Source organism: Streptomyces ovatisporus (genome assembly GCF_042653885.1).
Lineage (GTDB): Bacteria > Actinomycetota > Actinomycetes > Streptomycetales > Streptomycetaceae > Streptomyces > Streptomyces ovatisporus.
Genome location: NZ_JBHSFH010000003.1, coordinates 620,441 through 641,995 on the forward strand (window position 1 = coordinate 620,441; position 21,555 = coordinate 641,995).

General features: G+C 68.6%; 16 protein-coding genes and 1 tRNA gene. 3 read left to right on the forward strand and 14 right to left on the reverse strand.

The genetic code is table 11. The features are described from left to right. Window positions 1–76: 76 nt before the first annotated feature. Together ACFPA8_RS04290 and ACFPA8_RS04295 are read right to left on the reverse strand one after the other, a co-directional pair. Window positions 77–2,503 carry a GTPase gene (locus ACFPA8_RS04290; protein WP_386442432.1) on the reverse strand — a complete coding sequence of 809 codons (2,427 nt, stop codon included), beginning with the start codon at window positions 2,501–2,503 and terminating at the stop codon, window positions 77–79. 5 nt (window positions 2,504–2,508) lie between these two features. Continuing rightward, window positions 2,509–4,272, reverse strand: a complete 1,764-nt coding sequence (locus ACFPA8_RS04295; RefSeq protein WP_386442434.1) for a dynamin family protein — start codon at window positions 4,270–4,272, stop codon at window positions 2,509–2,511. 338 nt (window positions 4,273–4,610) lie between these two features. On the opposite strand from ACFPA8_RS04295, the gene ACFPA8_RS04300 reads away from it, so the two are divergent. Beyond that, window positions 4,611–4,683: transfer RNA gene (locus ACFPA8_RS04300), tRNA-Arg, on the forward strand. Window positions 4,684–4,932: 249 nt separating this feature from the next. Here ACFPA8_RS04300 and ACFPA8_RS04305 read toward each other — a convergent pair. The 9 genes from ACFPA8_RS04305 to ACFPA8_RS04345 form a co-directional block, all read right to left on the reverse strand. After that, on the reverse strand, window positions 4,933–5,892 hold the full coding sequence (locus ACFPA8_RS04305; RefSeq protein ID WP_386442436.1) for an LLM class flavin-dependent oxidoreductase: 960 nt from the start codon (window positions 5,890–5,892) through the stop codon (window positions 4,933–4,935). 69 nt (window positions 5,893–5,961) lie between these two features. After that, window positions 5,962–6,126 (reverse strand): hypothetical protein, encoded by a 165-nt coding sequence (locus ACFPA8_RS04310; RefSeq protein WP_386442439.1) that lies wholly within the window; start codon window positions 6,124–6,126, stop codon window positions 5,962–5,964. Next, window positions 6,123–8,963, reverse strand: coding sequence for a type 2 lanthipeptide synthetase LanM (gene lanM / locus ACFPA8_RS04315; RefSeq protein ID WP_386442442.1), 2,841 nt, complete (start codon window positions 8,961–8,963; stop codon window positions 6,123–6,125). The genes ACFPA8_RS04310 and lanM overlap by 4 nt, the downstream gene beginning before the upstream one ends. A 2-nt stretch (window positions 8,964–8,965) precedes the next feature. Beyond that, window positions 8,966–11,152 (reverse strand): peptidase domain-containing ABC transporter, encoded by a 2,187-nt coding sequence (locus ACFPA8_RS04320; protein WP_386442444.1) that lies wholly within the window; start codon window positions 11,150–11,152, stop codon window positions 8,966–8,968. A gap of 1 nt (window position 11,153) precedes the next feature. Further along, window positions 11,154–14,186, reverse strand: a complete 3,033-nt coding sequence (locus tag ACFPA8_RS04325) for a type 2 lanthipeptide synthetase LanM family protein (protein WP_386442447.1) — start codon at window positions 14,184–14,186, stop codon at window positions 11,154–11,156. 129 nt (window positions 14,187–14,315) lie between these two features. Continuing rightward, window positions 14,316–14,468, reverse strand: a complete 153-nt coding sequence (locus ACFPA8_RS04330) for a class II lanthipeptide, LchA2/BrtA2 family (RefSeq protein ID WP_189036676.1) — start codon at window positions 14,466–14,468, stop codon at window positions 14,316–14,318. Window positions 14,469–14,499: 31 nt separating this feature from the next. After that, window positions 14,500–14,694: a plantaricin C family lantibiotic gene (locus ACFPA8_RS04335; protein ID WP_386442450.1), complete on the reverse strand. Its 195-nt coding sequence runs from the start codon at window positions 14,692–14,694 to the stop codon at window positions 14,500–14,502. 606 nt (window positions 14,695–15,300) lie between these two features. Further along, on the reverse strand, window positions 15,301–16,074 hold the full coding sequence (locus ACFPA8_RS04340; RefSeq protein ID WP_386442453.1) for an ABC transporter permease subunit: 774 nt from the start codon (window positions 16,072–16,074) through the stop codon (window positions 15,301–15,303). A gap of 2 nt (window positions 16,075–16,076) precedes the next feature. Beyond that, the gene (locus ACFPA8_RS04345) at window positions 16,077–16,991 is read right to left on the reverse strand and encodes an ABC transporter ATP-binding protein (protein ID WP_386442455.1); all 915 of its coding nucleotides are present in this window, start codon (window positions 16,989–16,991) and stop codon (window positions 16,077–16,079) included. 493 nt (window positions 16,992–17,484) lie between these two features. Here ACFPA8_RS04345 and ACFPA8_RS04350 point away from each other — a divergent pair, with 493 nt between their 5' ends. After that, a complete protein-coding gene (locus ACFPA8_RS04350) occupies window positions 17,485–18,177 on the forward strand; it encodes a hypothetical protein (RefSeq protein ID WP_386442458.1) in 693 nt (230 codons plus the stop codon). A gap of 5 nt (window positions 18,178–18,182) precedes the next feature. Further along, window positions 18,183–19,172 carry an SRPBCC family protein gene (locus ACFPA8_RS04355; RefSeq protein ID WP_386442461.1) on the forward strand — a complete coding sequence of 330 codons (990 nt, stop codon included), beginning with the start codon at window positions 18,183–18,185 and terminating at the stop codon, window positions 19,170–19,172. 188 nt (window positions 19,173–19,360) lie between these two features. On the opposite strand, the gene ACFPA8_RS04360 is transcribed toward ACFPA8_RS04355, so the two are convergent. The 3 genes from ACFPA8_RS04360 to ACFPA8_RS04370 are packed head-to-tail and all read right to left on the reverse strand — an operon-like array spanning window position 19,361 to window position 21,352. After that, on the reverse strand, window positions 19,361–20,044 hold the full coding sequence (locus ACFPA8_RS04360; protein WP_386442464.1) for a hypothetical protein: 684 nt from the start codon (window positions 20,042–20,044) through the stop codon (window positions 19,361–19,363). A 58-nt stretch (window positions 20,045–20,102) separates the two neighbouring features. Next, window positions 20,103–20,741, reverse strand: a complete 639-nt coding sequence (locus tag ACFPA8_RS04365) for a DUF6114 domain-containing protein (protein ID WP_386442467.1) — start codon at window positions 20,739–20,741, stop codon at window positions 20,103–20,105. Next, window positions 20,732–21,352, reverse strand: a complete 621-nt coding sequence (locus ACFPA8_RS04370; RefSeq protein ID WP_386442470.1) for a DUF6230 family protein — start codon at window positions 21,350–21,352, stop codon at window positions 20,732–20,734. The genes ACFPA8_RS04365 and ACFPA8_RS04370 overlap by 10 nt, the downstream gene beginning before the upstream one ends. Window positions 21,353–21,555: the final 203 nt, after the last annotated feature.

A 21,555-nucleotide genomic window follows, 5' to 3' on the forward strand; every position in this document is an offset into this window, starting at 1 on the left:
TGGACAACCCGCTCACGCCTGAGGGGGATCGGAGAGCGACTCGACGACTCTCCGATCCCCCTCGGGACACGGACGGCTACAGCTGTGCGCCCTCGCCCGACACGATCACGTACTGCTCCCGCACCTCCCGGTAACGCAGCAGTTCCGCCGCCACCGGTTCCAGCACCCGTACCTGTCCGCACGCCGCCACGAGCCGGCGCAGCCGCCACTCCTCCCGCTGCCCGTACGCAGCCGCGGGCCCCCGCGCCGCGAAGCGGCAGCCCCAGGAGAGCAGCGAGCCGCCGAGCACACCGCCGATCAGCAGCGCAACGCCCATCCACTCCTCGCCGACGCCCGTCCCGAGTGCCGTCGCCACCACCCACACGGCACCGGCGAACTGCAGGAGCAGGAGCGTCACCTGCCCCACGAGGGCCAGTGCCCACCAGGCCGGACGACGCAGCGCAGCCGCCGGCTCGGCCGCACGGGCACGTCCGCCCCGCGTGGTGCTGCCGCCTCTCCGCCTGTCCCGCTCCACGTCCTCTCCGGGACCCTCCGCCGCGTCCTCCTCCCGCAGTGCCCGGTCCAGCGCCTCCGGCAGCCCTGCGGCGCCGCGCCACGCGGCGTCCCGTACGGACCGGCGCCACGCCTCGGGCAGACCGGCGCCGGCCTGCTCGACAACAGTGCGTACGGCGTGGGCCACGGCGGGCCGTGACACCCGCGGCAGCGCACCGTCGGCCGCGCGGGCGGCGCCGGGGCCGGCGGGCTTCCCGGCCGTCTCCGGTTCGGCGGCCGCACCGCCGCTGCCGCTGCCACTGCCGCTGCCGCTGCCGCTGCCGCTCTCGGCCTGCTCGCCCGCCTCGGAGAAGGCGTACGCGTCCACGTCCGCGGCCACCTCGCCGTCCCCCTCGCCGTTCATCTCGCCGTCCCCCTCGCCGTTCATCTCGGCAGGCACGCCGGCGGGCTTGGATACGTCCGGCTCCTCCCTCGCGGAGCGGCGGTCGTCGTACCAGTGCTGAAGCTGCGCCCACGGAGTTCCGCACGCGCGGTCAGCCAGCCGCAGCCAGGCCCGCTCGGCGGCCTGTCCCGCGGTGACGGCGCCCGCAGCGCAGGCGAGCCTGTCGGCGAAGTCGTCCCGGACCTCGTCGGTGAGACCGGACGAGGCGTTCGCAGAGGTCGTTGCAGGGGCGTGGCCGGGAGCCGCGTACACCGGCCGCAGACGGCCTACGACACCGTCCAGGTCGGCGTTGAGCCTGAGCCCCGCCGCGCGGCGCTCCGCAACGAACTGCGCCAGGTCCGTGCGGAGTTCGTCCACTCCCTCGCCCGCGAGCGCGGAGGTCGCCAGCACCCGCGCTCCTGGCTCCCCGTGGTCGCCCAGCGCCATGCCGTCCTCGTCGAGCAGCCGCCGCAGGTCGTTGAGCACCGCGTCCTTCGCCTCGCCGGGGAGCCGGTCGGTCTGGTTGAGGACGATGAAGGTCACCTCTGCGTACCCGGCCAGCGGACGCAGGTACCGCTCGTGCAGCACGGCGTCGGCGTACTTCTCCGGGTCCACGACCCACACCACCGCGTCGACGAGCCGCAGCAGCCGGTCCACCTGCTCGCGGTGTCCCTCGGCCGCGGAGTCGTGGTCCGGAAGGTCGATGAGGACCAGGCCCTCCAGTTCGTGACGGGCCGAGTCGTCGATGCGCCCCCGCCAGTCCGATTCGGGACGCATGAGCCTGCGCGTCGACGGCGGGATGGCGAGCCGGTCGAGCAGCCCGTCTGCCGGGCCCGCGCCCGGCACCTCCCACGAGCAGGCGACAGGCGTGGCAGTGGTCGGACGGCGCATGCCTGCCTGCGAGAGCCGCGTTCCGGCCAGTGCGTTGAAGAGCGAGGACTTGCCGCTGCCCGTGGCCCCGGCGATCGCCACCGTCGTGTACGCGCTGGGCAGCTGCTTGCGCGCGCCCGCCGCGTCCAGGACGCGCTGGGCCTCCGCGAGGACACCCGACGGGATCCGCGAGCGGGAGAGGTCGAGCAGCCTGCTCAGCGCTGCGAGCCGCCGGGACAGCGAGGTCTCCGTTCGGTGCGGGTCGCTCCCGTGCCCCTCGCGCTGCCCGTACGTCTCGTAGCCGTCGAAGTCCTCGTAGACCTTCCCCGGCGACACCTCGTCCGGGGACCAGTCGGACAGCCGCTGCCCGGCCGTCGTCGTGGTGCGGTGGCTGCCGGTGTCCGACGGCTCCGGGTCCGGGGCCGTGCCCCACAGCGCGGCGGCCCTCGACCATGCGGGACGCTCGCCCGGCGTCGACGCAGCATGTGCACGGCGCGCGATCAGCCCGTCGTCCCAGGCCCCCGCCTCACCGTCCGCGCCGGTCCCGTCGCCGGTCCCGTCGCCCGGCCCGCTCGCTTCCCCGGCGGCACCCGCCCCGGCTGGGTCCTGCTGCCGGGCCTCGCCGCTCCCACCGGGAGAGCCGTCGCCGCCCCCGGCGTCCCCCGACGTGGCCTGCTTCTCGTCGGACGAGCCGTCGATACGAACATCCGTTGTGGACACTGCGGTCACCTCTCCGTCTGGGACTGCGACTCCGTCAACTTCCGGGCTCCCGGCCCCGGGAGAGCCGCCTCCTCCGCCTTGCACAGCACCGACAGCGCTGCGATCAGGTCGACCTGGGGGCCCGGCGCCGTCTCCAGGACCTCCAGCGGCGCGAGGCGGCGGTCCCGCTCCCCGTAGAGGGCTCTCTCGACGTAGGTGGCGAGCAACCGGACCCCGCACTCCCTCAGCTTCCGGGCACTCACGTCGCCGAACGCCACCGCCAGCGACCGGTAGGCGCGCGCCGCGTGGCCTCCGCCGACGAGTGCCGTCGCCAGCAGGGCCGCCGCCTCCTCGGCGTCGCGGCCGAAGCCGTGGTCGACGGCGCGCGCCTCCTCGTCGGCGAGTTCCTCCATGCATCGCCTCCAGCGGCGGACGAGCAGGTTCATACGGCCCCGCCCGTCGGCCGCGCGGTGGCCGGCCAGCCCGTCACGGCTGTGCCCGGCAGTGGCCTGGCCCGTCAACTCTCCGTCCGGGACGGCCGGTTCGCGGCGCCACGCCTCCGTGATGCGTTCGTCCGCCGCGGCGACGGCGGAGGTGAGCAGCGTGGTCAGACCCTCCTCGAAGGCGTCGAGCACCTCCTCACCCCGGCTGTCGACAGGGAAACCGCGCCACAGTGCGTCGGCGTCGCCCGCGAGGAGTTCGCCGACGGCGATGTGCCGCCGTACGCGTGCGCGAGCCTCCTCGTAGGCGTCTTCGACATGGCCTGTCAGCCGCAGCGCCGCTGCGTGCTGAGCCGCCGAGGCGTTGGCGAGCGCGGCGACGCGGGGGCGGAGCGAGGCGAGGGCTCCGACGGCGGTACGGCGCCCGGCGACTGCCCGCGCGGCGGGGTCCAGGGCACGCTGCGTCAGCCAATTGCGCAGGCCGGCCACCGCTGTTGCGGGAAGCAGGCCGGATCCCCCGGCGGACTCTGGAAGTTCGGGAACGGTGAAGCGCGGCACGTCGGCCAGCCCTTCACGGATCATCAGTGCGGCGTACTGCCTGGCCACGTCGGGGGCGATCTGGTGCGGCACCCGGTCGAGGACGGTGACGAGCGTGACGTCGTACTCCTTTGCGGTGCGCAGCAGATGCCAGGGCACCGCGTCCGCGTACCGCGCCGCAGTCGTGACCAGCACCCAGATGTCCGCTGCGCACAGCAGTTCCGCGGCGAGGTCGCGGTTGCGGGCGACGAGGGAGTCGATGTCGGGCGCGTCCAGCAGGGCGAGTCCCGGAGGCAGTGCGGAGTCGGTCTCGATCCGCAGGGGACGTCTGCCGTCCTCCTCCTCCGCTTCCGCCTGCTCGGCCCCGAGCAGTTCGTCGTCCGCCGCGTGTTCCCGCCCCGCCGCCCCGAACTGGCCCTGGAGAGCGTCCTGCCGTGGCACCCAGACCCTTTCGAGCCGCGGCAGGATCCGCTGCCCGGAGAACCACTGACGGTCGTCCGGATGGCACACGAGCACAGGCGTACGCGTCGTCGGACGCAGGACTCCCGCTTCGCTGACTCTGCGGCCCACAAGCGAGTTGACGAGTGTCGACTTGCCCGCCCCCGTCGAACCCCCGACCACGGCGAGCAGCGGCGCGTCCGGCATGCGCAGCCGCGGAACGAGGTAGTCGTCGAGCTGGGCGAGCAGTTCGTCCCGCGAACGCCGGGCGCGCTCGGCGCCCGGAAGGGGCAGCGGAAAGCGTGCAGCGGCGACGCCTTCGCGCAGCGCGGTAAGTGCATCGAGCAGTTCAGGCCGTACGTTCAAGATCGCCACATGCGCAGAATGCCCAAATTTGCTGTCTTTTTGAAGCCTATCCACGGCACTGCGCAGGGAAAACAATAGGTTTCGGATGCGAATGGACCATTCGCCCCATGTGACCCATCACTCGGCGCCACCACTGCCGACGCACCCATAACGACTGCGCAACACCCGGACGGCACACCGCGAAAACCGCTGCACGAATCGCACCGGCCTGCGATTATCGGGAGCGCTTCACTGAACCTCCACATGGTGTCGCGGACGTGAAGCAAACAGCGCCAGCCACGGGGCCCCTTATCCTTGACCGCGCCACGGTCACCCGGAGGCACGCCCGCACTCCGCGACCGAGACCGGCCCCCGTAGCTCAGTGGATAGAGCAGGCGCCTTCTAAGCGCTTGGCCGCAGGTTCGAGTCCTGCCGGGGGCGCACACGAACGCCGTCGCTCTACATGCGTAGAGCGCGGCGTTCACTGGTTTCACCGGCGGCGTTCCCCGGCCCGGCAGGGGTCTCCGCGGCTTCCCGCGAGTCGTTCGCCGACGAGCACCGCGGAGAGGTCTACCCGGGCAGAGAACGAGGCCCCGGCCAGCAGTGGGGTTGCTGACCGGGGCGGCAAGGGTGGAGCGGCACGGGGCAGGGGGCAGGGACTTCGGGGCCCCTGCGGCGTCCGCGGTGGCGTCAGGACGCCGCGCCGAGGATCTCCAGGAGGTCGGTGGCCGCCGCACGGGGGCCTGCGATGTTGCCGACGCCGGTGGCGTTGAGCACGACCTCGTCGACGCCGGCCTTCCGGTACTCGTCCAGCCTTTCGTGGATCTCATCGGCGGTCCCGTACAGGAAGACACCGCCGTCGACGAGCTTCAGGGCGTCGCCGGGGTCGCCGTCGCCGGAGATCCGGACGCCTGCCTTGCGCAGGGCGTCCTTGTAGTGCGGCGCCTGGATGTGCTGGCCGCACGCCGCAGTGGCCAGGTCGGCCATGCTGCGGTCGGGGCCGGAGAGGGCGACGGGCACGATGGCCGTCACCGTGGCCGGCTCCCCGGAGCGGCGCTCCTGCGCGCCCTTCTCCATCGCCGGCATCAGCGTCCCGTGGAGGTACTGCGCGGAGCCGAGCCAGGTGATGGCCACGTCGGCGATCTCGCCGGCCAGGGCCGCCATCTTCTCCCGCAGGACGCCCAGGCCGACGGAGACGGGCGCCGGTTTGAACTCGACGAGGCGTGAGACGGACGAGTAGTGGTCGCCGTGGACCTCGGTGACCTCGCCGGACAGCAGGCCGCGCACCGTGCTGACGTACTCCCTGCTCGCCGCGAGCGGGCTGGCGTAGGGCTTGCCCATGAAGCTGCGCTGGGCCGCCAGCCCCCCGGGGCCGAATCCCGCCACGACGGAATGCCCGGTGTTGAGGGCGACGGAACGTGCCTCGAGCGCAGCCTGGTACGGCGAGCGGAGCGGCATCAGAGAAACACCGAATCCGGAAGGGACTCTGATGCCTATTCCGGCGAGCCAGTTGATCAGATGATGGCTGTCCAGGAGCATTCCGTGGCCCTGCCACAACCTGTGCGCACACGTCCAGTGCACCAGGTTCGCGAAAGGGACGACCTGTTCCGGACGAACCGGACCGAAGGGGAGAAGTACCGAGAGCCGCACCCCGGGAATTCCTTTCTGCTGGACCTTTCCGCACCGAGGTGTGCGCGACGCGCTCCCCTGGTCCCGAATTCAGGACTGCTTGCGGTCGAATTTCATGAACGTGGCCACTGCGACTACGACGGTCAGCACTCCGACCACACCGGCGAGCACCTTGTTTCCGCTGTATGCGCTCGTGATCGCGATGGCGCCGCCGATAGCGACGACGACACCCCAAGTGCCGCGGCTCTTCTTCACTGTGAACCTCCTGCTGCTGTCCGTCGGTCGAGAACACCACTGGAAAGCGCGACCGGAAGGTGAGAATCGCCGACGCCATTTCCGGAACTCTTTCCGGCTGACTGGAGAATGACGTCGGTGTCACCGATACCGGACCACCCGAACATGTATCCCAACAAGGATGTCCGGCCTCCAGCTCCTGTATAGAATCCGGTCCTCCGGATTCTGTCAAGAACGAGTTCTTGATACTCGTGGGCTCTGGTAATGAGAGATTCTTCGCCGAGGAGACGGCCGGTGGCGACGAGTGACTGGATCACACCGCTGCTGCCGTGACAGACCGAGAGGTCGAAGGCGCGGTCGTCCGGGAGTGCCGTCGCCTTGTCGACCAGCGTTTGCATACGCGCACCGGCCAGCCACTCCGTCCGGTCCGCCGCGGAGAGGATCTCGGCCGAGGTCAGCAGCTGGCCCGCTGCACCGTTGCACCAGCCCGTGTACGGGGTCTCTTCGTCCGAGGAGGACCGGTCGACGAGCCAGTCCGCCGACTGTTCGACCAGCGCCGCATCGCCGAGCACTCTTCCCATGCGCGAACATGCCCAGCGCAGTCCCAGTTCGCCGTGCGCGACGTCGAACCACTTGGCGGTTCTGTCCTCCGAGAGGTGCCCGAGAGTGAGGTCGCGCAGCTTCGCGAGGTGTTCCTCACCGCAGAGAACACTTTCCCCGCTTTCCTCCATACGTGACAGCAGAACCATCAGCAGGCCGGCGGGACCATTTGCCAAGTCGTTCTCGAGTTCGTTCGAGAGCGCCCGCTCGTCGATGCTCTCGAAAATCTTCGCCAACCATTCACGGTCGACATCCGCGGGTCTGGTGAGCAGCATCGAGGCCGCGCCCGTGAACACGGATTCCGGTGTCTGCATGAGCAGGTCGCCGTACTTCGAAAGCAGACTTCTCAGACCCCGGTCGGCGCCGGCGTGTACGGAGCGCAGTGCGCTGTCGTGCCGCGCCGCTCTACCGAGGAAGGTGACTATGCCGCCGGAGTCGTGGAACGAGACGAAGTTGCCGGGAGTGATGGTCGAGACGTTCCGTTCCGGACCTATGCCGCAGACCCAGCCGGTTTCCGTCCCTTCCGGCGTCTCGAACTGCACGCCGATTTCGTCGATCCGTCTCGCGATCTCCGGCCACCATGTGCCGGGGCGTGCACGGTCCAGCATCGTCCCGCCGAACAGGCTCTCCGACGAGAGTCCTTCCGGTCTGTCCGCACCGACGACCTCGCTGAAACACTCCTCCAGCAGGAAATGGTGGTAGCGGTCGCTCTGCCCGGAGTTCATGGCGACCCCTCTGCGCGCCATGTCGAGCGGCGAGGTCCTGTACACCCCCGGAAACCGGGTTCTCAGCGTGGCCAGTTCCGTCGAGTCCGCCCGTGTCATGAAGTACGGAACGTTTCCCGTGGACAGCGACGTACGTTCTTCCTCCGCCACGTAATCGGCGGCTTCGGGCGACAGATAGTCCGGCATGCGCGCGAGAAGTCCGAAAAGCCGCGCCGCCTCGTCGGACTCGCGCAGATAGTCGGGGTGCGTGGAGGCGTCCAGGAACCGGCCGTAGACCATCGTCGAGCGCATCAGACTGCGGACCGGCATGTCCGGATAGGCGTCGATGACCTTCAGGATGCCGTCGCTGCGCACGAATTCGAGCCCGTCGGAGTAGCCCGCGAGGATGTCGCTGAAGTAGTCCGGGGCCGACAGCCGTTCGTCTCCGAGCCGGGGCACGTTCCCGTGGTGCTTGTACGTGACGGGTTCCCAGGTGACGGAGATGCTGTCCGTGGTTCCGTCACGTACCGCCGCCCGCTTCAGTTTCGACTTCTGGTCACCGGCGACTCCCACGCCTGCCATGACCACGTCGATGGGCGAGGTGGGGTTCACCACGGGGACGAGCATCGTGGAGACCACCGAGAGCTTCATGTGGTTCACGAGTACGTGCGGAAGGGAGTCGTTCTCGACACCGGCGTCGGCCCGGAGCATCGTCTCGGTGTCGATCACGCTCGGAGTCTCACCGCACGCCAGCAGGTTCTCGTCGTGCAGGTCCGACGCCCCCAGAGTTCCGAACACCGCGCACAGGGCACCGAACCGGTAGAAGTAGCGGGCCGGCTGGTCCGGCGACTCCATGGGTGCCGAGGCGACGAACTGCTGCCACCCGTGGGTGCCGGTGGAGACGGAGAGCGGTATGCACTCACGCAGCGAGTGCTGGAGGTACGGGTCGGCCGCGTCGTAGAGGTCCTTCACGAAGCGGTCGGAGACCAGCGCACGGGGCTTGAAGACCAGCCGGGTCCCGCCCGTCAGCCGAAGCTGGATCACCTGCCGGTTGTCGTTGTGCGGATCCGAACCGGTGAGGAGGACCTTCTCGATCAGCGCTTCGGCGTCGCCCGCCGGAATCAGACCGGCCGCCTTCAGCTCCGTCCTGTCCGCGGTGTAGGCCGCGAAGAGGTCGGCGTACGCCTCCAGCAGGTTCCGCAGGATCGTGGCGAGCCGCTGCTGGAGAACCGGGTACTTCCCGATCAGTCCGCGGCAGTTGTCGTCGCTGCCCAGATGGGCCCGGAACTGCTGGAGCGCCTCGTCGCCGCCGGCGTCCATGGGCAGTCCGCGGCTCTCACGGAACGCGTGGAACTCGCCGATCAGCGAACGGAAGGACTGTCCCTCGATCGCTGTGAGCACGCCGCTCCACGCCTGGTCCAGCACCTCTTCGAGGCGCTCCGGCGCGGTGACCGGCGCGGCGAGTCCGCGCAAGGCGTCCTCGACCGCGCGTCTGGGAGCCAGGTGCGCGTAGAAGGGAAGGAACGCCGGGATCGACACGTCCGGTTCAGACACGTTCACTCGCCTCCGACGACGACATCGAGGTCCGGGGACCTGTCCGCGTACAGGTCCGTGTAGACCGCCCCGCCGTGCAGCAGCTGTGCGTGGCTTCCCTGTTCGACCACACGCCCGTTGTCGAGCACGTAGATGTGGTCGGCGGATTTGATGGTCGCGAGGCGGTGGGCGATGATCACCTGGGTGGCGCCGATGTGTTCGATGATCTCGCCGACCCGGCGCTCGTTGACGGTGTCCAGGGCGGAGGTCGCCTCGTCGAGCACGAGGATGGGCGGATTCTGCAGCAGCGCCCGGACGATGGCGAGGCGCTGGCGCTGGCCGCCGGAGAAGTTCGCGCCCATCTCCGAGACGAGGGTCTTGAGCCCCATGGGGAGGTCCTCGAGGAAGTCGAGGATGCCCACGTTGGCGCAGTACTCCCGCACCATCTCCTGCGGAATGTCCTGTCCGAGCGTCAGGTTCTCCAGGATCGTGCGGTTGTGCAGATGGATCTCCTGCGGGATGTAGCCGATCTGCCGCCGCAGCGCGTTCTTGTCGTAGTGCCGCATGTCGACGTCGCCGAACCTGACGTTGCCTCTGGTCGGCTCGTACAGACCGCAGATGATCCGGCCCAGTGTGCTCTTGCCGGACCCGGAGGGCCCGACGAGGGCGACCCTGGAGCCGGCCGGGATGTCCAGCGAGACGTTGCGGATGACGAGATCGCTGTGCTTCGTGTACTGGAAGCTGACGTCCTCGAGCTGGATCGACGTCGAGAGGAGACCGGTGAGGGTGCCGCCCTGGTCCTCGGGCTCGGTCTTGACGATGTCGTTCAGCCTGGCCATGTAGCGCGACGCCTCGGTGAACTCGGTGTACGTCTGGAAGACCGACGTCGAGAGGGAGAAGTACGTCGCGGAGACCGCCTGCACGGCGATCGCCGCGCCCAGGGAGATGTAGCCGTGGCTGACGAAGTAGAGGCTGGAGAGCAGCAGGATCATCGGGCCGAACATCTGCGTCGTCGTCGTGACACCCGAGATGCGGCCCTGCTGCATGCGCATGCGGTCCTTCATCGCCTCCAGCGAGGAGGCGTAGACCTTGGCCCAGCTCTCGATGAACTCGTCCGCGTAGCCGCCCATCTTGATGGTGGGGATCGAGACGATCGCGTCCAGCTGCGTCGACTGGCTCTTGCTCAGCTGACTGATCTCCGAGTCGACGTACTCCATCAGCCGGGGCCGCGTCTTGGCCAGGTAGACGGCGTTGAGCAGGAACAGCACGCCTGCCATCAGGCCGAGGCGCCACTCGACGTAGAAGAGGTATCCGCTGACGCACAGCAGCGTTCCGACGTCGAGGATGCCCTGGGCCACCCGTGACGACAGCAGGTCTCGGATCATGTTGACGCTGTTCAGCCGGAACAGGAGTTCGCCGGGTTGTCGCACCGTGAAGAACCTGTACGGCAGGGACAGCATCCTGCTGAACGTATGGGTCATCAGATGCTTGCCCAGCAGTGCCACGACCGACGACAGCACGGTGACTCTGATGACGTGCAGCGCGAGATAGGCAGCCGCCACACCCAGCACCACGGCTATCACCGTGCCCAGGTCGTCCAGGCCTTTCCACCGTGTCTGCTGGTCGACCGCCCACTCGGTCAGCATCGGGATGCCCAGAACGGCGCCGTAGCCGCTGAAGGAGAGCAGGCCGACCAGCGCGATCCGCTTGGGGGCGCCCTCTGCGAAGAGCGGCATGTCGCGCCACTCCGTCAGGGGCTTCTGCCGTGTCTTCTCGAAGTCCGGGCCGACGTCCGCGGAGACGACGATGCCGCTGAAGCCCGCTTCCAGCTCTTCACGGCTCATGCGCCGGCGTCCGACGGCCGGGTCCATGACGGTCGCCTTGCGGCCGTCGAACTTCTCGAGGACGACGAAGTGGTACTCCTCCCAGTAGAGGATCGTCGGCGAGGTGAACTTCTCCAGCGCCGCGACGCTCTTGGCGCGGAAGAGCTTCGCGTCCATGCCACGGGTGCGCAGATAGCGGGCGAGCTGACCGGCGCTCAGACCGTCGCGGCCGGCGTCCATGACGTTGCGGGCGCTGGAGAGGTCCTCGGCTCGCCCGTAGTAGCGCAGCAGGGCGACGGCGCAGCACAGTCCACACTCTGTCTGCGTCACCTGGGTGATCGTCGGCATACGGCGAGCGGACTTGCCGCGCCCGAGTGTGAGGCTCATGTCATCGGCTCTCAAACGTCAGGGTGACCGGAGAGATGTGGACGCTCGGATCGAGGCGGTTGACGAGGTGCAGCACGATCCCGGCCGTGCCGACCATGAGGCTGTTGGTGTGCGCGTACCGGCTCTGGTTGTCGTTGATCTTCCGTAGGAAGACGTCCGGTTGGAGCCACCGCTGTTCGATCTTTGTCACCTCCTCACGCAGGCTTTCGTCCGCCCCGGCGAGCTTGGCGAGGACGTCGTGGTTGCCCAGGTCTCCGTGGCACCACGTCAGGTTCCGCCCGAATCCGTGGCGTACGAGGTTGCCGACCGCAACGTCCCGCATGCAGTGGACGACGTCGTCGTCCGCGATGTCGCCGTACGCGGACAGTGCGAGGGCGATGCCGGTGGCGCCGTGACACCAGCCGGTCGAGAACGACGAGGGAGTGGCCACGTTGGAGAACCAGTTGCCCTGCTCGCGGTCGTAGAACTTCTGGAGCCGGCCGACGAGGTCCGAGAGGGTGTCCCGGACGACTTCCCGCTGCCCGGCCGGCACGTGCGGGAGAGCGCGGCTCAGTGCGTGCATGAGGCCGCTGACCCCGTGCGCGAAGCCGGACTGTGCGAAGACCGTCCCGTGACCCTCGCCCCGGACGGCCTCGGTGAGCATCGAGGCCAGTGCCGACAGGGCGTCCTCGGCGTGCGGACCGCCGATCGCCGTCACACAGGACATGACACCGGAGACGCCGTTGACCACGTCGATGGGCAGTGCCTGCGGCTGGATGCCGCGCATCTGGTCGAGCACCAGCGGCAGCGCACCCTGCGCGGCTCCGACCCACTCGTCGTTCTCCAGCAGGCGGCCCGTCGTGGCCAGTGCGAAGAGGATGCCGGCCATGCCCGTGTAGCCGCCGAAGCCGGCCTGCTGGATGCTGCGCCTCTCGTAGCGGTGCCCGGCGAGGATGTCCGCCATGGTCGAGAAGATCTGCGTGGCCAGGTCGCGGTATTCGCCGCGGTCCAGGAGACGTCCGGCGGCGGCCAGGGCCAGTGCCGGACCGACCCTTCCGGTGTAGAGGTCGTACCCGAGAACTCCCGGCGGCCACGGCCTGTTGGCCAAGGCGGACGCGAGCGGACCGATCCAGGTACGGGGCAGGTGCGCGAACTTGTCGGGCAGCGACGTCTCGACCAGGTTGTCGGCGAGGCGCACGACGAGCGCGACCAGTTCGTCGTCCGCGGAGTGACCGGCCCCTTCACGGTCCGACGGCGCGTGTACCGCTCCGCCGTCCGAAGTGCCGGAGGCGGCGAGGTGGTTGTCGGGGAAGCGGGAGGAGAAGGCCGAGTAGACGAGCCGGAGCTGCTCACGCAGTTCGGTCTCGGTCATGTGCGCCGTCTTCGCCAGCGCCCGGTCCACGGGGGTCTCGTCGAAGAAGGCTCCGACCTCGCGGCCGTCGCCGTCCTCCAGGGCGACGCCCGTCGCGGATACGGTGAAGTAGGGGATGTCGCGCTCGGCCAGCTGACGGATCTCGGAGCGGACGATCTGCCGCGACGAGGTCTTGCTGGCGATCGCGATGCGCTTCAGCAGCGCTATGTAGGGGGAGACGTCGTCGAGGGCGCCGGCGCTGGAGGTCATCCGCAGGGTCTGCGCGTACAGCGCGGTCGGATTGTGGACGTAGCGCACGCGCATCCCCGACGCGGACTTCCGCAGCAGCTCCTCCCAGCGCTCCTGGGCGGACATCATCGCGCGGAAGACGCGGGAGAACCCCTCGGCCATACGGTCGCCCAGCACGCGGACCTCGTCCTCGCCCAGGGAGTTGACGACCGTGCGGCGGCCCTGCGCCTCCTGGGAGCGGATCACCAGGCTCATGCGGTCCGTGTACGGGTTCTCGAAGAAGATCGTCTTGAACGGTGAGGAACCGCGCCCCTGGTCGCCGAGGAATCCGAGGTCGACGTGGCCCGCGTCCTCGCCCTTTCCGACCATGACCAGCGGCAGGATCCCGATGCCGTAGATGGACTGCCCGATCGTCTCGTAGGCGTTCCCCTCGGCCTCCGGCGTGGGGCCTTCGTGAATGCGCGCCGGATGCAGAATCGTCTCGAGGTCGATCGGTACGGGACCGCGGCGGGTCGGCAGGATGTTCTCGAAATGCATGTCCCGCGCGTTGAGGAGATAGAGCACGGCGGCGAGTTCGCCGCTCGCGTGCATGAACTCCCCGGACATGTCGGAGACGTCTTCGGCCTCGATGAACTCGACGTATCCGTAATGGTTCCGCTCGAGAACCTGCGCAGCCGCCAGCGAGGTGCCGATCTCCTTGTTGAGTTCCCTGGCGATGTTCTCGTACGCGGCTTCGCAGGAGACGTCACGCGGCTTGTAGACCAGCTTCCTCCCCGACTCGAATTCGAGGACGGAGACACTGCGGCCGTGATGGTGCGCGTCGCCTTCGGAGAAACCGCAGGAGACGATCGGGTCGGACACCTCGATACCGAAGGTGCTCGCGATCGCCTCGCGGTCGGCGACGAGCCGGCGGCAGAGTTCGGTGATGCTGTCCGCCCCGTTGTGGAGCAGAATCCGGGTGATGTCGCGCAGGACGGGGAAAGAGAGTCCGCACACGTCCTCGAAGGACGTACGCCTCGCCTGGCCGACGAAATACCTGTAGCGCTCCTCGGAGGACTCCCCGACGAGCTTCCCGTTCTCGCGCGCATGATTGATCGCCGCGACCAGCGGCCGGCTGTAGACCTCGCGCACCCTGCTCTCGGTACGTTCCAGCAGCTGCACCAGCATGGCCTGCGGGTCACTGAAGAGCTTCTCGAACGGGGCGAGGGGATCGGTGTCGGCGACGGCGGCGGCGACACTCCTGATGACGCTCTGGAACGGGTACTGCTCCGGCCGGTCGAGCCACTCCCGCACCGTCGCCCGGGTCTCCTCGCCCGGCGTGGAGCGGTCGTCCGCGCTCTCACCGCCCTCCCGGAGCACGCCGGTGAACTGTTCGTCGAACTGCGACAGCGGAACGATTGTTTCTTCGACTTCGGCGCTGTCGAACTCCGGGTAGTACTTGGCTGGAGATATCACGGTGTTGCTGCTCCCGTTTTCGCGAGATGTCGTCAGACGGCCGAAGTCGAGGCCACGGAATGGAGGCCCGAAAGGACCTCCATTCCGCTTCGCACTGCTACATGACCACCGAGAACGGTGAAGTCACATTCAGCACTGGCTGGTGCACTTCGTGGTGGGGCAGATGGCCGCGGTGGCCAGCGTGACCGTGGCGCAGACCCACGCCGTGCCGCCGTAGGCGTCGGCGTCGCTCAGCTCGACGAGCTCAGCCTCGTCGTAACCACCCAGAATGTCCTCGCTCATGATCTGTCTCTTCCCTCTTCTGTTGTTCGGGTCAGTTGCAGTTCGGCTGGCACTCGACGGTCAGGGTGCACCAGCCGCCGGTGTTGCCGAGCGCGTCGGAGAGGGAGAAGGTGTTGGTGGTGCAGGCACCGTAGGCAACACCGTCGAAGTCCTGCTCCGCGATCTCTTCCACCAGCGAAACGTCGCCCTTGTACACGATGGAACTCCATTCTGCGAGTACAGACATGAATTGCTCTTGCGCACCGATGGTGCTTCCGACCGCGTACTTCTGAATTTCATTACGATCCGCGCCCCCCAGCGGTGCGGGCTAGACAGTATTTGCTCCATGGTTTCGCCACAACAATTTTCCATGCGTGATCCACATCACATGACATGTGTCAGTTGACATGCGCGGGCGAGCGGGGGAACAGGGGGTTCCGGATGTTACGGAGCGGGACAGGATCCCCAGTATCCCGATCGAGATTCCCGGCGAAACCGCAGTTCATGGCCGTTGAAATGCACCCTGCTCCCCCGTCGAACATGAGGCAGAAGTGCGGAAGAATTGATTCCGAATGTTATCGGCGAGGGTCATGACACCTCACCCCCCACAGTCGGCGCATCCAGCTCCGCGCGCATGAACGGAATACTCCACTCCGAATGTGTGCGGAATTCCGGAGCTGCACCGTGATTCCCGTGGTGATTCATTGCGGTCCGGGGCTTACTCCGCTTAAAGGGTATTGTGTCCGAAATGGCGAGCGGCCACCGGCCGCCCCTCCTGAAGACCAGGAGAAGGCGGCCCGGTGGCCGCACCAGAAATGCCGTATTTCTCCGCCCCGACGCCCCGGAAGGCTCCTCAGGCGTCCCGTCGCCGCATCGCGAAGTACCCGGCTGTCACTGCCAGAACGGCCCACGCCGCCAGCACGCCCATGCCGGTCCAGGCGGTCAGCACCGTGTCGCCCCGCGGAGGCTCGCTGCGCAGGATCAGGCTGCCGGCCAGGTCGGGCAGGAACTGCGCGACCTTCTGAACTCCGGGAATGCTGTTGAGGATCGTCGAGATCATGAAGAACAGCGGCACCAGGATGCCCATGGTCAGCGCGGAGCTGCGCAGCACGCTCGCCAGCCCCATGGAGAAGGCGCAGATGAGCGTCATGTAGAGCACTCCCCCGATCAGGGCGCGCAGCACCCCGTCGTCGGAGAGGGAGACGCTCGCCGGGGAGCCCAGCGTCACCTGCGTGGCGAAGAAGCTGACGCCCACGACGGCCACGGAGACGACCAGCGCCGTCGCCGTCCCGGTGAGCATCTTCGCCCCGTACAGGACGCCGCGGCGCGGCACTGCCGCGAGCGAGCTGCGGATCGAGCCCGTCGAGTACTCGCTGCTCACGGTCAGCACGCCGAAGACGACCAGCGCGATCATGCCGAGCTTCAGCCCGCTGAAGCCCGAGGCGACAGGGTCGAAACGTGCCTGGCCCTCCGCGCTCATGTCCGCGTACGTGCCGCGCATGACGTATCCGAAGAGGAGTGCCACGGCCACGCTCGACACGGAGAAGAGAGCGAGGCTCCAGACCGTGGACCGCAGTGTGCGGATCTTCGTCCATTCGAAGGCGACTGCCGCGCCGGTGTCCGACATCGTCACCGCACCCCCAGGTCCGCTCGGAAGTCCACCGCGTCCGCGGTGAGCTGCATGAATGCCTCTTCGAGCGAGGCCGTACGGGGGCTGATCTCGTAGACCGTCACCTGGTTCTTCGATGCCAGCTTGCCCACCGTCTCCAGGGTGGTGCCGAGTGCTTCGAGCACCCCTTCGGCGCCATCCTCCGTCCGGATGCCCTCGGCGGCGAGCACGTCGCGCATGCGCTCGGGCTCGGGCGTCCGGATGTGGATGTACGAACGCGAGTTGCGGGCGATGAAGTCCTCGACGGTGGTGTCCGCGAGGAGACGCCCCTGCCCGATCACGATCAGGTGCTCGGCGGTCAGGGCCATCTCGCTCATCAGGTGGCTGGAGACGAAGACCGTACGGCCCTCACCGGCCAGCTTCTTCATCAGCTCCCGGATCCACAGAATGCCTTCGGGGTCGAGGCCGTTGACCGGCTCGTCGAACAGCAGCACCTCCGGATCGCCGAGCAGCGCCGCAGCGACACCGAGCCGCTGCGCCATGCCGAGTGAGAAGCCGCCGGCCCGCTTCTTCGCGGTGGCCGCCAGCCCGACCGTCTCCAGCACCTCGCCCACCCGCGACTCGGGTATGCGGTTGCTGCGGGCGAGGCCGAGCAGGTGCCCGTACGCCGTGCGCCCGCCGTGCACGGCCTTCGCCTCCAGCAGCGCGCCCACCTTGCGCAGCGGCTGCGCGATCTGCTCGTAACGCCTGCCGTCGATGAGGACCTGGCCGGAGGTCGGCCGGTCCAGGCCGACCATGGCGCGCATCGTCGTGGACTTCCCTGCGCCGTTGGGGCCGAGGAAGCCCGTCACCCGGCCGGGCTTCACGTGGAAGGACAGCCCGTCGACGGCGAGCGTCTCCCCATAGCGTTTCGTCAGTTCCTGAACCTCGATCATTGACCCCGTTCCCCCTTGCGTAGACCGGCAACTGAGCGCACTTGCCCCGGGAACGACCTCCCCGAGGCCGACGTCGCTGCGGTGGGATGAGTGCGGCGGCGGAGAGGGTCTCTGAATCCGCCGCGCGTTGGCGCCGGACATCTTTGCACGCCGTCGACGCCCGCGGGACTGTTTCACAGGACGTGCCGATCTTGATGTCTTGCAGGCGATTTGTACGACTCATCGCGTGACAGTCCTGTCTGTTCTCCCATGCCGGACGACCACGCACATGTCCCGTCGGCACCCGCACGGCCCACCAGATGGCGCGCGCCGTACCGCGCCGTGCTCACGATGTAGTCATGTCGTCTCACGAGCTCGTCGGTCCGCCCCGGTCGGCAGCGCTGCGCGCCTGGCGCCGAGGACCACGTGACTGGCCGCGAGGCGCCCCCCGATCGGTAGACGACCAGGCCGGACCGGAAGCCGTCGGATTGAGGAGAAGGAATGGGATGTGCGCATGAGTGACAGCCCGAAGGCCGCGCTCGCGGCCAGCGTCGTCGCCGGATATCTCCTGGGCCGGACCCGCAAGGGGAAGCTCGCCATCGCAGTCGCCACCTTCCTGGCCAGCGGGAAGCTGCAGTCCAAGCCGCAGGAGCTGCTCGCGTCGGGAATGGGCAAGCTCGGCGACTCCCCGCAGTTCGCCCAGCTGACCGACCAGGTGCGCGACGAGCTGCTGACGGTGGGACGTGAGGCGCTGAAGGCGGCCGTCGACCGCCGCCTGGGGACGTTCGCCGACTCCCTGGCCGCGCGTGCGACGTCGCTCAACGGCCCCGGCCCTGAAGGCGCAGGCCGCGGGGAGGAGGGCGAGGACGAAGAGGAACGCGAGGACGGGGACGAGGAGGAACGCGAGGACGGCGACGCCCCGGACGAGCGCGGGGAGACCGGCGAGGAGCCGGAGGAGGAGGACGGGCGAAGGCGGAAGCCGGCCGAGGGTCGCGCCGGGGAAGACCGCAGGAGGCCGGAAAGGCCCATGCGTGAGGGACGGGGCGAGCAGGCCGCAGCTCCGCAGAAGCGGGCGAAGAAGGCCGCCGGCAAGAGCTCCGCGAAGAAGGCCACGGCCAGGAAGGCGCCGCCCGGGAAGGCCGCCAGGAAGACGAGCGGAAAGAAGTCCGCCAGCAATCCGCCCGCCGAGCAGCGTCGCCGGAGGTAGGGATCATGCCGGAAGAGGAGTCGGCCAAGAACGCCGCGGACGGCGGCGGTTCGGGCCTGGACCGGGTACGCGAGGAACTCTCCAACTACCTGACCGCGAAGACGAGCAACCTCGTCAGCTCGGCCGGGGGCAAGGTCTCCGGGCTTGCTCAGAAGGTCGCCGAAGGCGGCGGTCCGGGCGGCGGGGACCTGCCGAAGATGGGGGCGAAGCTTCTGCAGGGGGAGTCCCCGGCGAAGGCTGTGGGCGGCCAGATGGCGAAGAAGGTCAAGGACAAGACCGTCGGCAAGGTCCAGGAGCTCTTCGGCGGCGGGGGCGAAGCCGGGGACAAGAAGGTGACCAACATCGTCGAGGTGCTCGACGTGGGTCTCCCCCTGCGCCGGGTCTACGACCACTGGACGGAGTTCGAGGAGTTCAGCGGCTTCATGAAGGGCGTGGTCGAGGCGTCACGCGGCGACGACGACGTCACGTCCGACTGGACGGGCAAGGTCGGCCCCTCGAAGCGCAGTTGGCAGGCCACCGTCCTGGAGCAGGTTCCCGACAACCGCATCGTGTGGAAGTCCTCGGGCGAGGCCACCACACACGGCAGCATCTCCTTCCACGAGCTGGCGCCGAATCTGACGCGGATCGTGGTCGTCGTCGAGTACTCCCCCGGCGGGTTCCTGGAGAAGACGGCCAACATCTGGCGCGCGCAGGGGCGCAGACTGCGGCTCGATCTCAAGCACTTCCTGCGGTACGTGTCGCTGGGCGCTCAGGAGGTCCCGGAAGGCTGGCGCGGTGAGATCCGGGAGGGCGAAGTCGTGCGCAGCCACGAGGACGTGCTCGCCGAGGACGAGGAAGACGAGGGGAACGGCGAGGACGAGAACGGCGAGAACGGCGAGGACGAGGAACAAGACGAGGAACAAGAGGAAGAAGAAGAGGAAGAAGACGGGGACTACGAGGACTCGGACGAGGAGGAGGACGAGTCCGACGAGGAAGGGGAGAACGAGGAACGGTGAGGCGGGAGGGTTCCGGCGGCTTCCGTCCAACTCCTCGTCCGCACCGTCGAATCCAGCAGAACATCTGAGAGCACCTGGGTCCTCTCCGCTCCGACGAGTAAGCGGAGAGGACCGGCTGCCGGGTCGGGTGGCCGTTCCCACGCGGTGCCGCGACGCCATGGCGGGTGGTGCGCCGCGGCGGACGCGGGTCAGGAGGTAACGGTCACATCCGCGCCGGGGTCGGTGGTGTCGGTGATCTCGTAGGTGGCGCTGAAGTCGGAGCTGGTGGCGCTGGTCGGACAGCCGAATCCGCCTTCGACCTTCACGGGGACGGCGGCGTCGTCGAAGGCGAGCGTCGACGGCGAGCCGTTTGTCCAGGTGCCGGTGACGGTCGCCGCCTCGGTGGGCGCGGCGGTCACGGTGCACGCGGCGAGTCCGCTGGTCTTCAGTACGAACCCGGCCGTCGGCATGGTGAGTCCGGCGGTTGCGGGTGCGCCGTTCTGCATGGAGACCGTCCAGTCACCGGTGGTCTCCACGGTGGCTTCGACGCCCGGCAGGCTCGCCGTGCAGGAGTCGTACGTGGGCGGGTTGATACCCGATTCGACCGGCCCGGCGTCGTTGTGGTTGCCGGGTGCGGCCGGGATCTGGCCGGTGGCTTCCGAGACGGTGCAGGTGACGGTCACCGACCCGGCCGTGAACGTCGCTTCGCCCGTGAGCGTCGCGGCGTACTCGTCCCCGGCCGGTGTGACGGTGGTCGGATCGGCTGCTGCCTGGGCGGCGGCGCCGCTGCGCGGGGTGGCGTTCGCGGCGCCGGCGGCCAGGAGTGCGGTGGCGGCGATGATGCCGGTCACCACGATCCGTAAGGACCGGGCGTGCAGGTGGCGCGTGCTCATCATGCGGCTCCTTGTAGTTCGGCTAGGAGAAACAGGAAGGGTGATGGCACTCGTTCGCTCAGTCTTGCTCTCGGTTCCGGTTCGTGTCGCCGTTCCTCGACGGGTCGTCCGGGGACTCAGGGGTCGTGGGCTGCTGAGGGACGGAGAAGGCGGAGGCCAGCGAGGAGAGCGTGTCGTTCGTGGAGGCTCCCGCAGGCGTACCGGCCGAGGCGCTGCGGGACGTACCGGTGAGGGTGCGTCCCGCGCGCTCCCGGTCCTCCGCTGCCGGGCCGGACGGCGAGCCGGCGTGCGCCGCGGGGCCGTCGGCCGGTGCTTCCTCATCGGTCCGCGCGTCCGGCGGCGGCTCGGCCGGTACCGGCCGCCACGCGAAGATCAGAGCGCCGCCGACGACTCCCAGCAGCGTGCCGATCATGAAGCCGCCCAGGTTGGAGAGGACCAGTGCGGCTGCCGCGAGGAGCACGGTCAGGACGCCCGCAAGTCCCCTGTAGTGGGGTGCGAACCAGGCGCTGAGCCCGAGCACGATCATGACCAGCGCCAGAACGACGGTCGGCAGACCGGCCGTTCCCTGGTGCAGCATCACCTTCAGCGGAGCCAGGGGGATGACTCCGATCTCCGTACCGGCGAGGACGGTCAGCAGGCCGCCCCAGAAAGGCCGGCCGCGGCGCCACCCGCGCCACCGGCGCCAGATCAGAAGCATTCCTTCGTGCCCTTGTTCACCTTCATGCTCAGCCCGGCCAGCCTGAACTTGCCCGCGTTGGTTGCCCACGCGGTCTGCTTGAGGCTGGAGATGTGGACGTCGTCCGCCTGCTGCCCGAAGAGGTCCTGGAGGCCCTGTCCGCCCTTGGGCCCCTTGTCGAGGGTGGAGGCGTCCCGGCCGATCTCGATCTTGTTGAAGTCCGCGTTGCCGGAGAGCTGGGTCGCGTCGACGAAGAGGTCGGTGGCCTGCACCGGCTTCTTGCCGGTACCGGCGGTGAGGTTCAGCGAAATGCTGCCGATCACGGGCAACTTGGTGACGACGGACTGGCAGAGGTCGCTCATCTCCGCGGTCTTGATGGCGGTGACGGCCACGGGGATCAGCTCGCCCCTGGCATTGCGGTCGACGCTGCCGTACTGGGCGAAGCCGTCGCCGTCCAGGCTCTTCGCGGACACCTTGAACTGCTGTCCCGATACTGCGAACGACGCGGCGAGCGCTCCGTTGGCCAGTGCGATGGCGAGTGCCGCCGTCGCGGCGAAGCCCGGCACGCAGAGGACGGCGAACTTCCGCCAACTCGTGCGTCCTGTCAGCGGTCTGCCGTGCGCATCCTTCATGGTGTGTCCCCTTGTGAGCAGTTGACGAGCGTGACCGTGGTGTGGGGGATGTGGAGCACGTGCGTGGTACCAGGGGGGAACGCACAGAAGGCGACCCTGCTGTGCGGAAGAGTTACTGGCGAGTCAGGTTATGGACACCGGCGATTCCCGGCAAGGTTTCGCGCAGGCGACTTTCCGCCGAAGCTCTGCCCACGAATGCGAAC

What these genes read in the sequence shown, in the direction of transcription:
- ACFPA8_RS04320 (WP_386442444.1), bottom strand. Translation starts at nt 11,152, where the DNA reads ATGAGCCTCACACTCGGGCGCGGCAAGTCCGCTCGCCGTATGCCGACG.
- ACFPA8_RS04330 (WP_189036676.1), bottom strand. Translation starts at nt 14,468, where the DNA reads ATGAGCGAGGACATTCTGGGTGGTTACGACGAGGCTGAGCTCGTCGAG.
- ACFPA8_RS04335 (WP_386442450.1), bottom strand. Translation starts at nt 14,694, where the DNA reads ATGTCTGTACTCGCAGAATGGAGTTCCATCGTGTACAAGGGCGACGTT.
- ACFPA8_RS04340 (WP_386442453.1), bottom strand. Translation starts at nt 16,074, where the DNA reads ATGTCGGACACCGGCGCGGCAGTCGCCTTCGAATGGACGAAGATCCGC.
- ACFPA8_RS04345 (WP_386442455.1), bottom strand. Translation starts at nt 16,991, where the DNA reads ATGATCGAGGTTCAGGAACTGACGAAACGCTATGGGGAGACGCTCGCC.
- ACFPA8_RS04350 (WP_386442458.1), top strand. Translation starts at nt 17,485, where the DNA reads ATGAGTGACAGCCCGAAGGCCGCGCTCGCGGCCAGCGTCGTCGCCGGA.
- ACFPA8_RS04355 (WP_386442461.1), top strand. Translation starts at nt 18,183, where the DNA reads ATGCCGGAAGAGGAGTCGGCCAAGAACGCCGCGGACGGCGGCGGTTCG.
- ACFPA8_RS04360 (WP_386442464.1), bottom strand. Translation starts at nt 20,044, where the DNA reads ATGAGCACGCGCCACCTGCACGCCCGGTCCTTACGGATCGTGGTGACC.
- ACFPA8_RS04365 (WP_386442467.1), bottom strand. Translation starts at nt 20,741, where the DNA reads ATGCTTCTGATCTGGCGCCGGTGGCGCGGGTGGCGCCGCGGCCGGCCT.
- ACFPA8_RS04370 (WP_386442470.1), bottom strand. Translation starts at nt 21,352, where the DNA reads ATGAAGGATGCGCACGGCAGACCGCTGACAGGACGCACGAGTTGGCGG.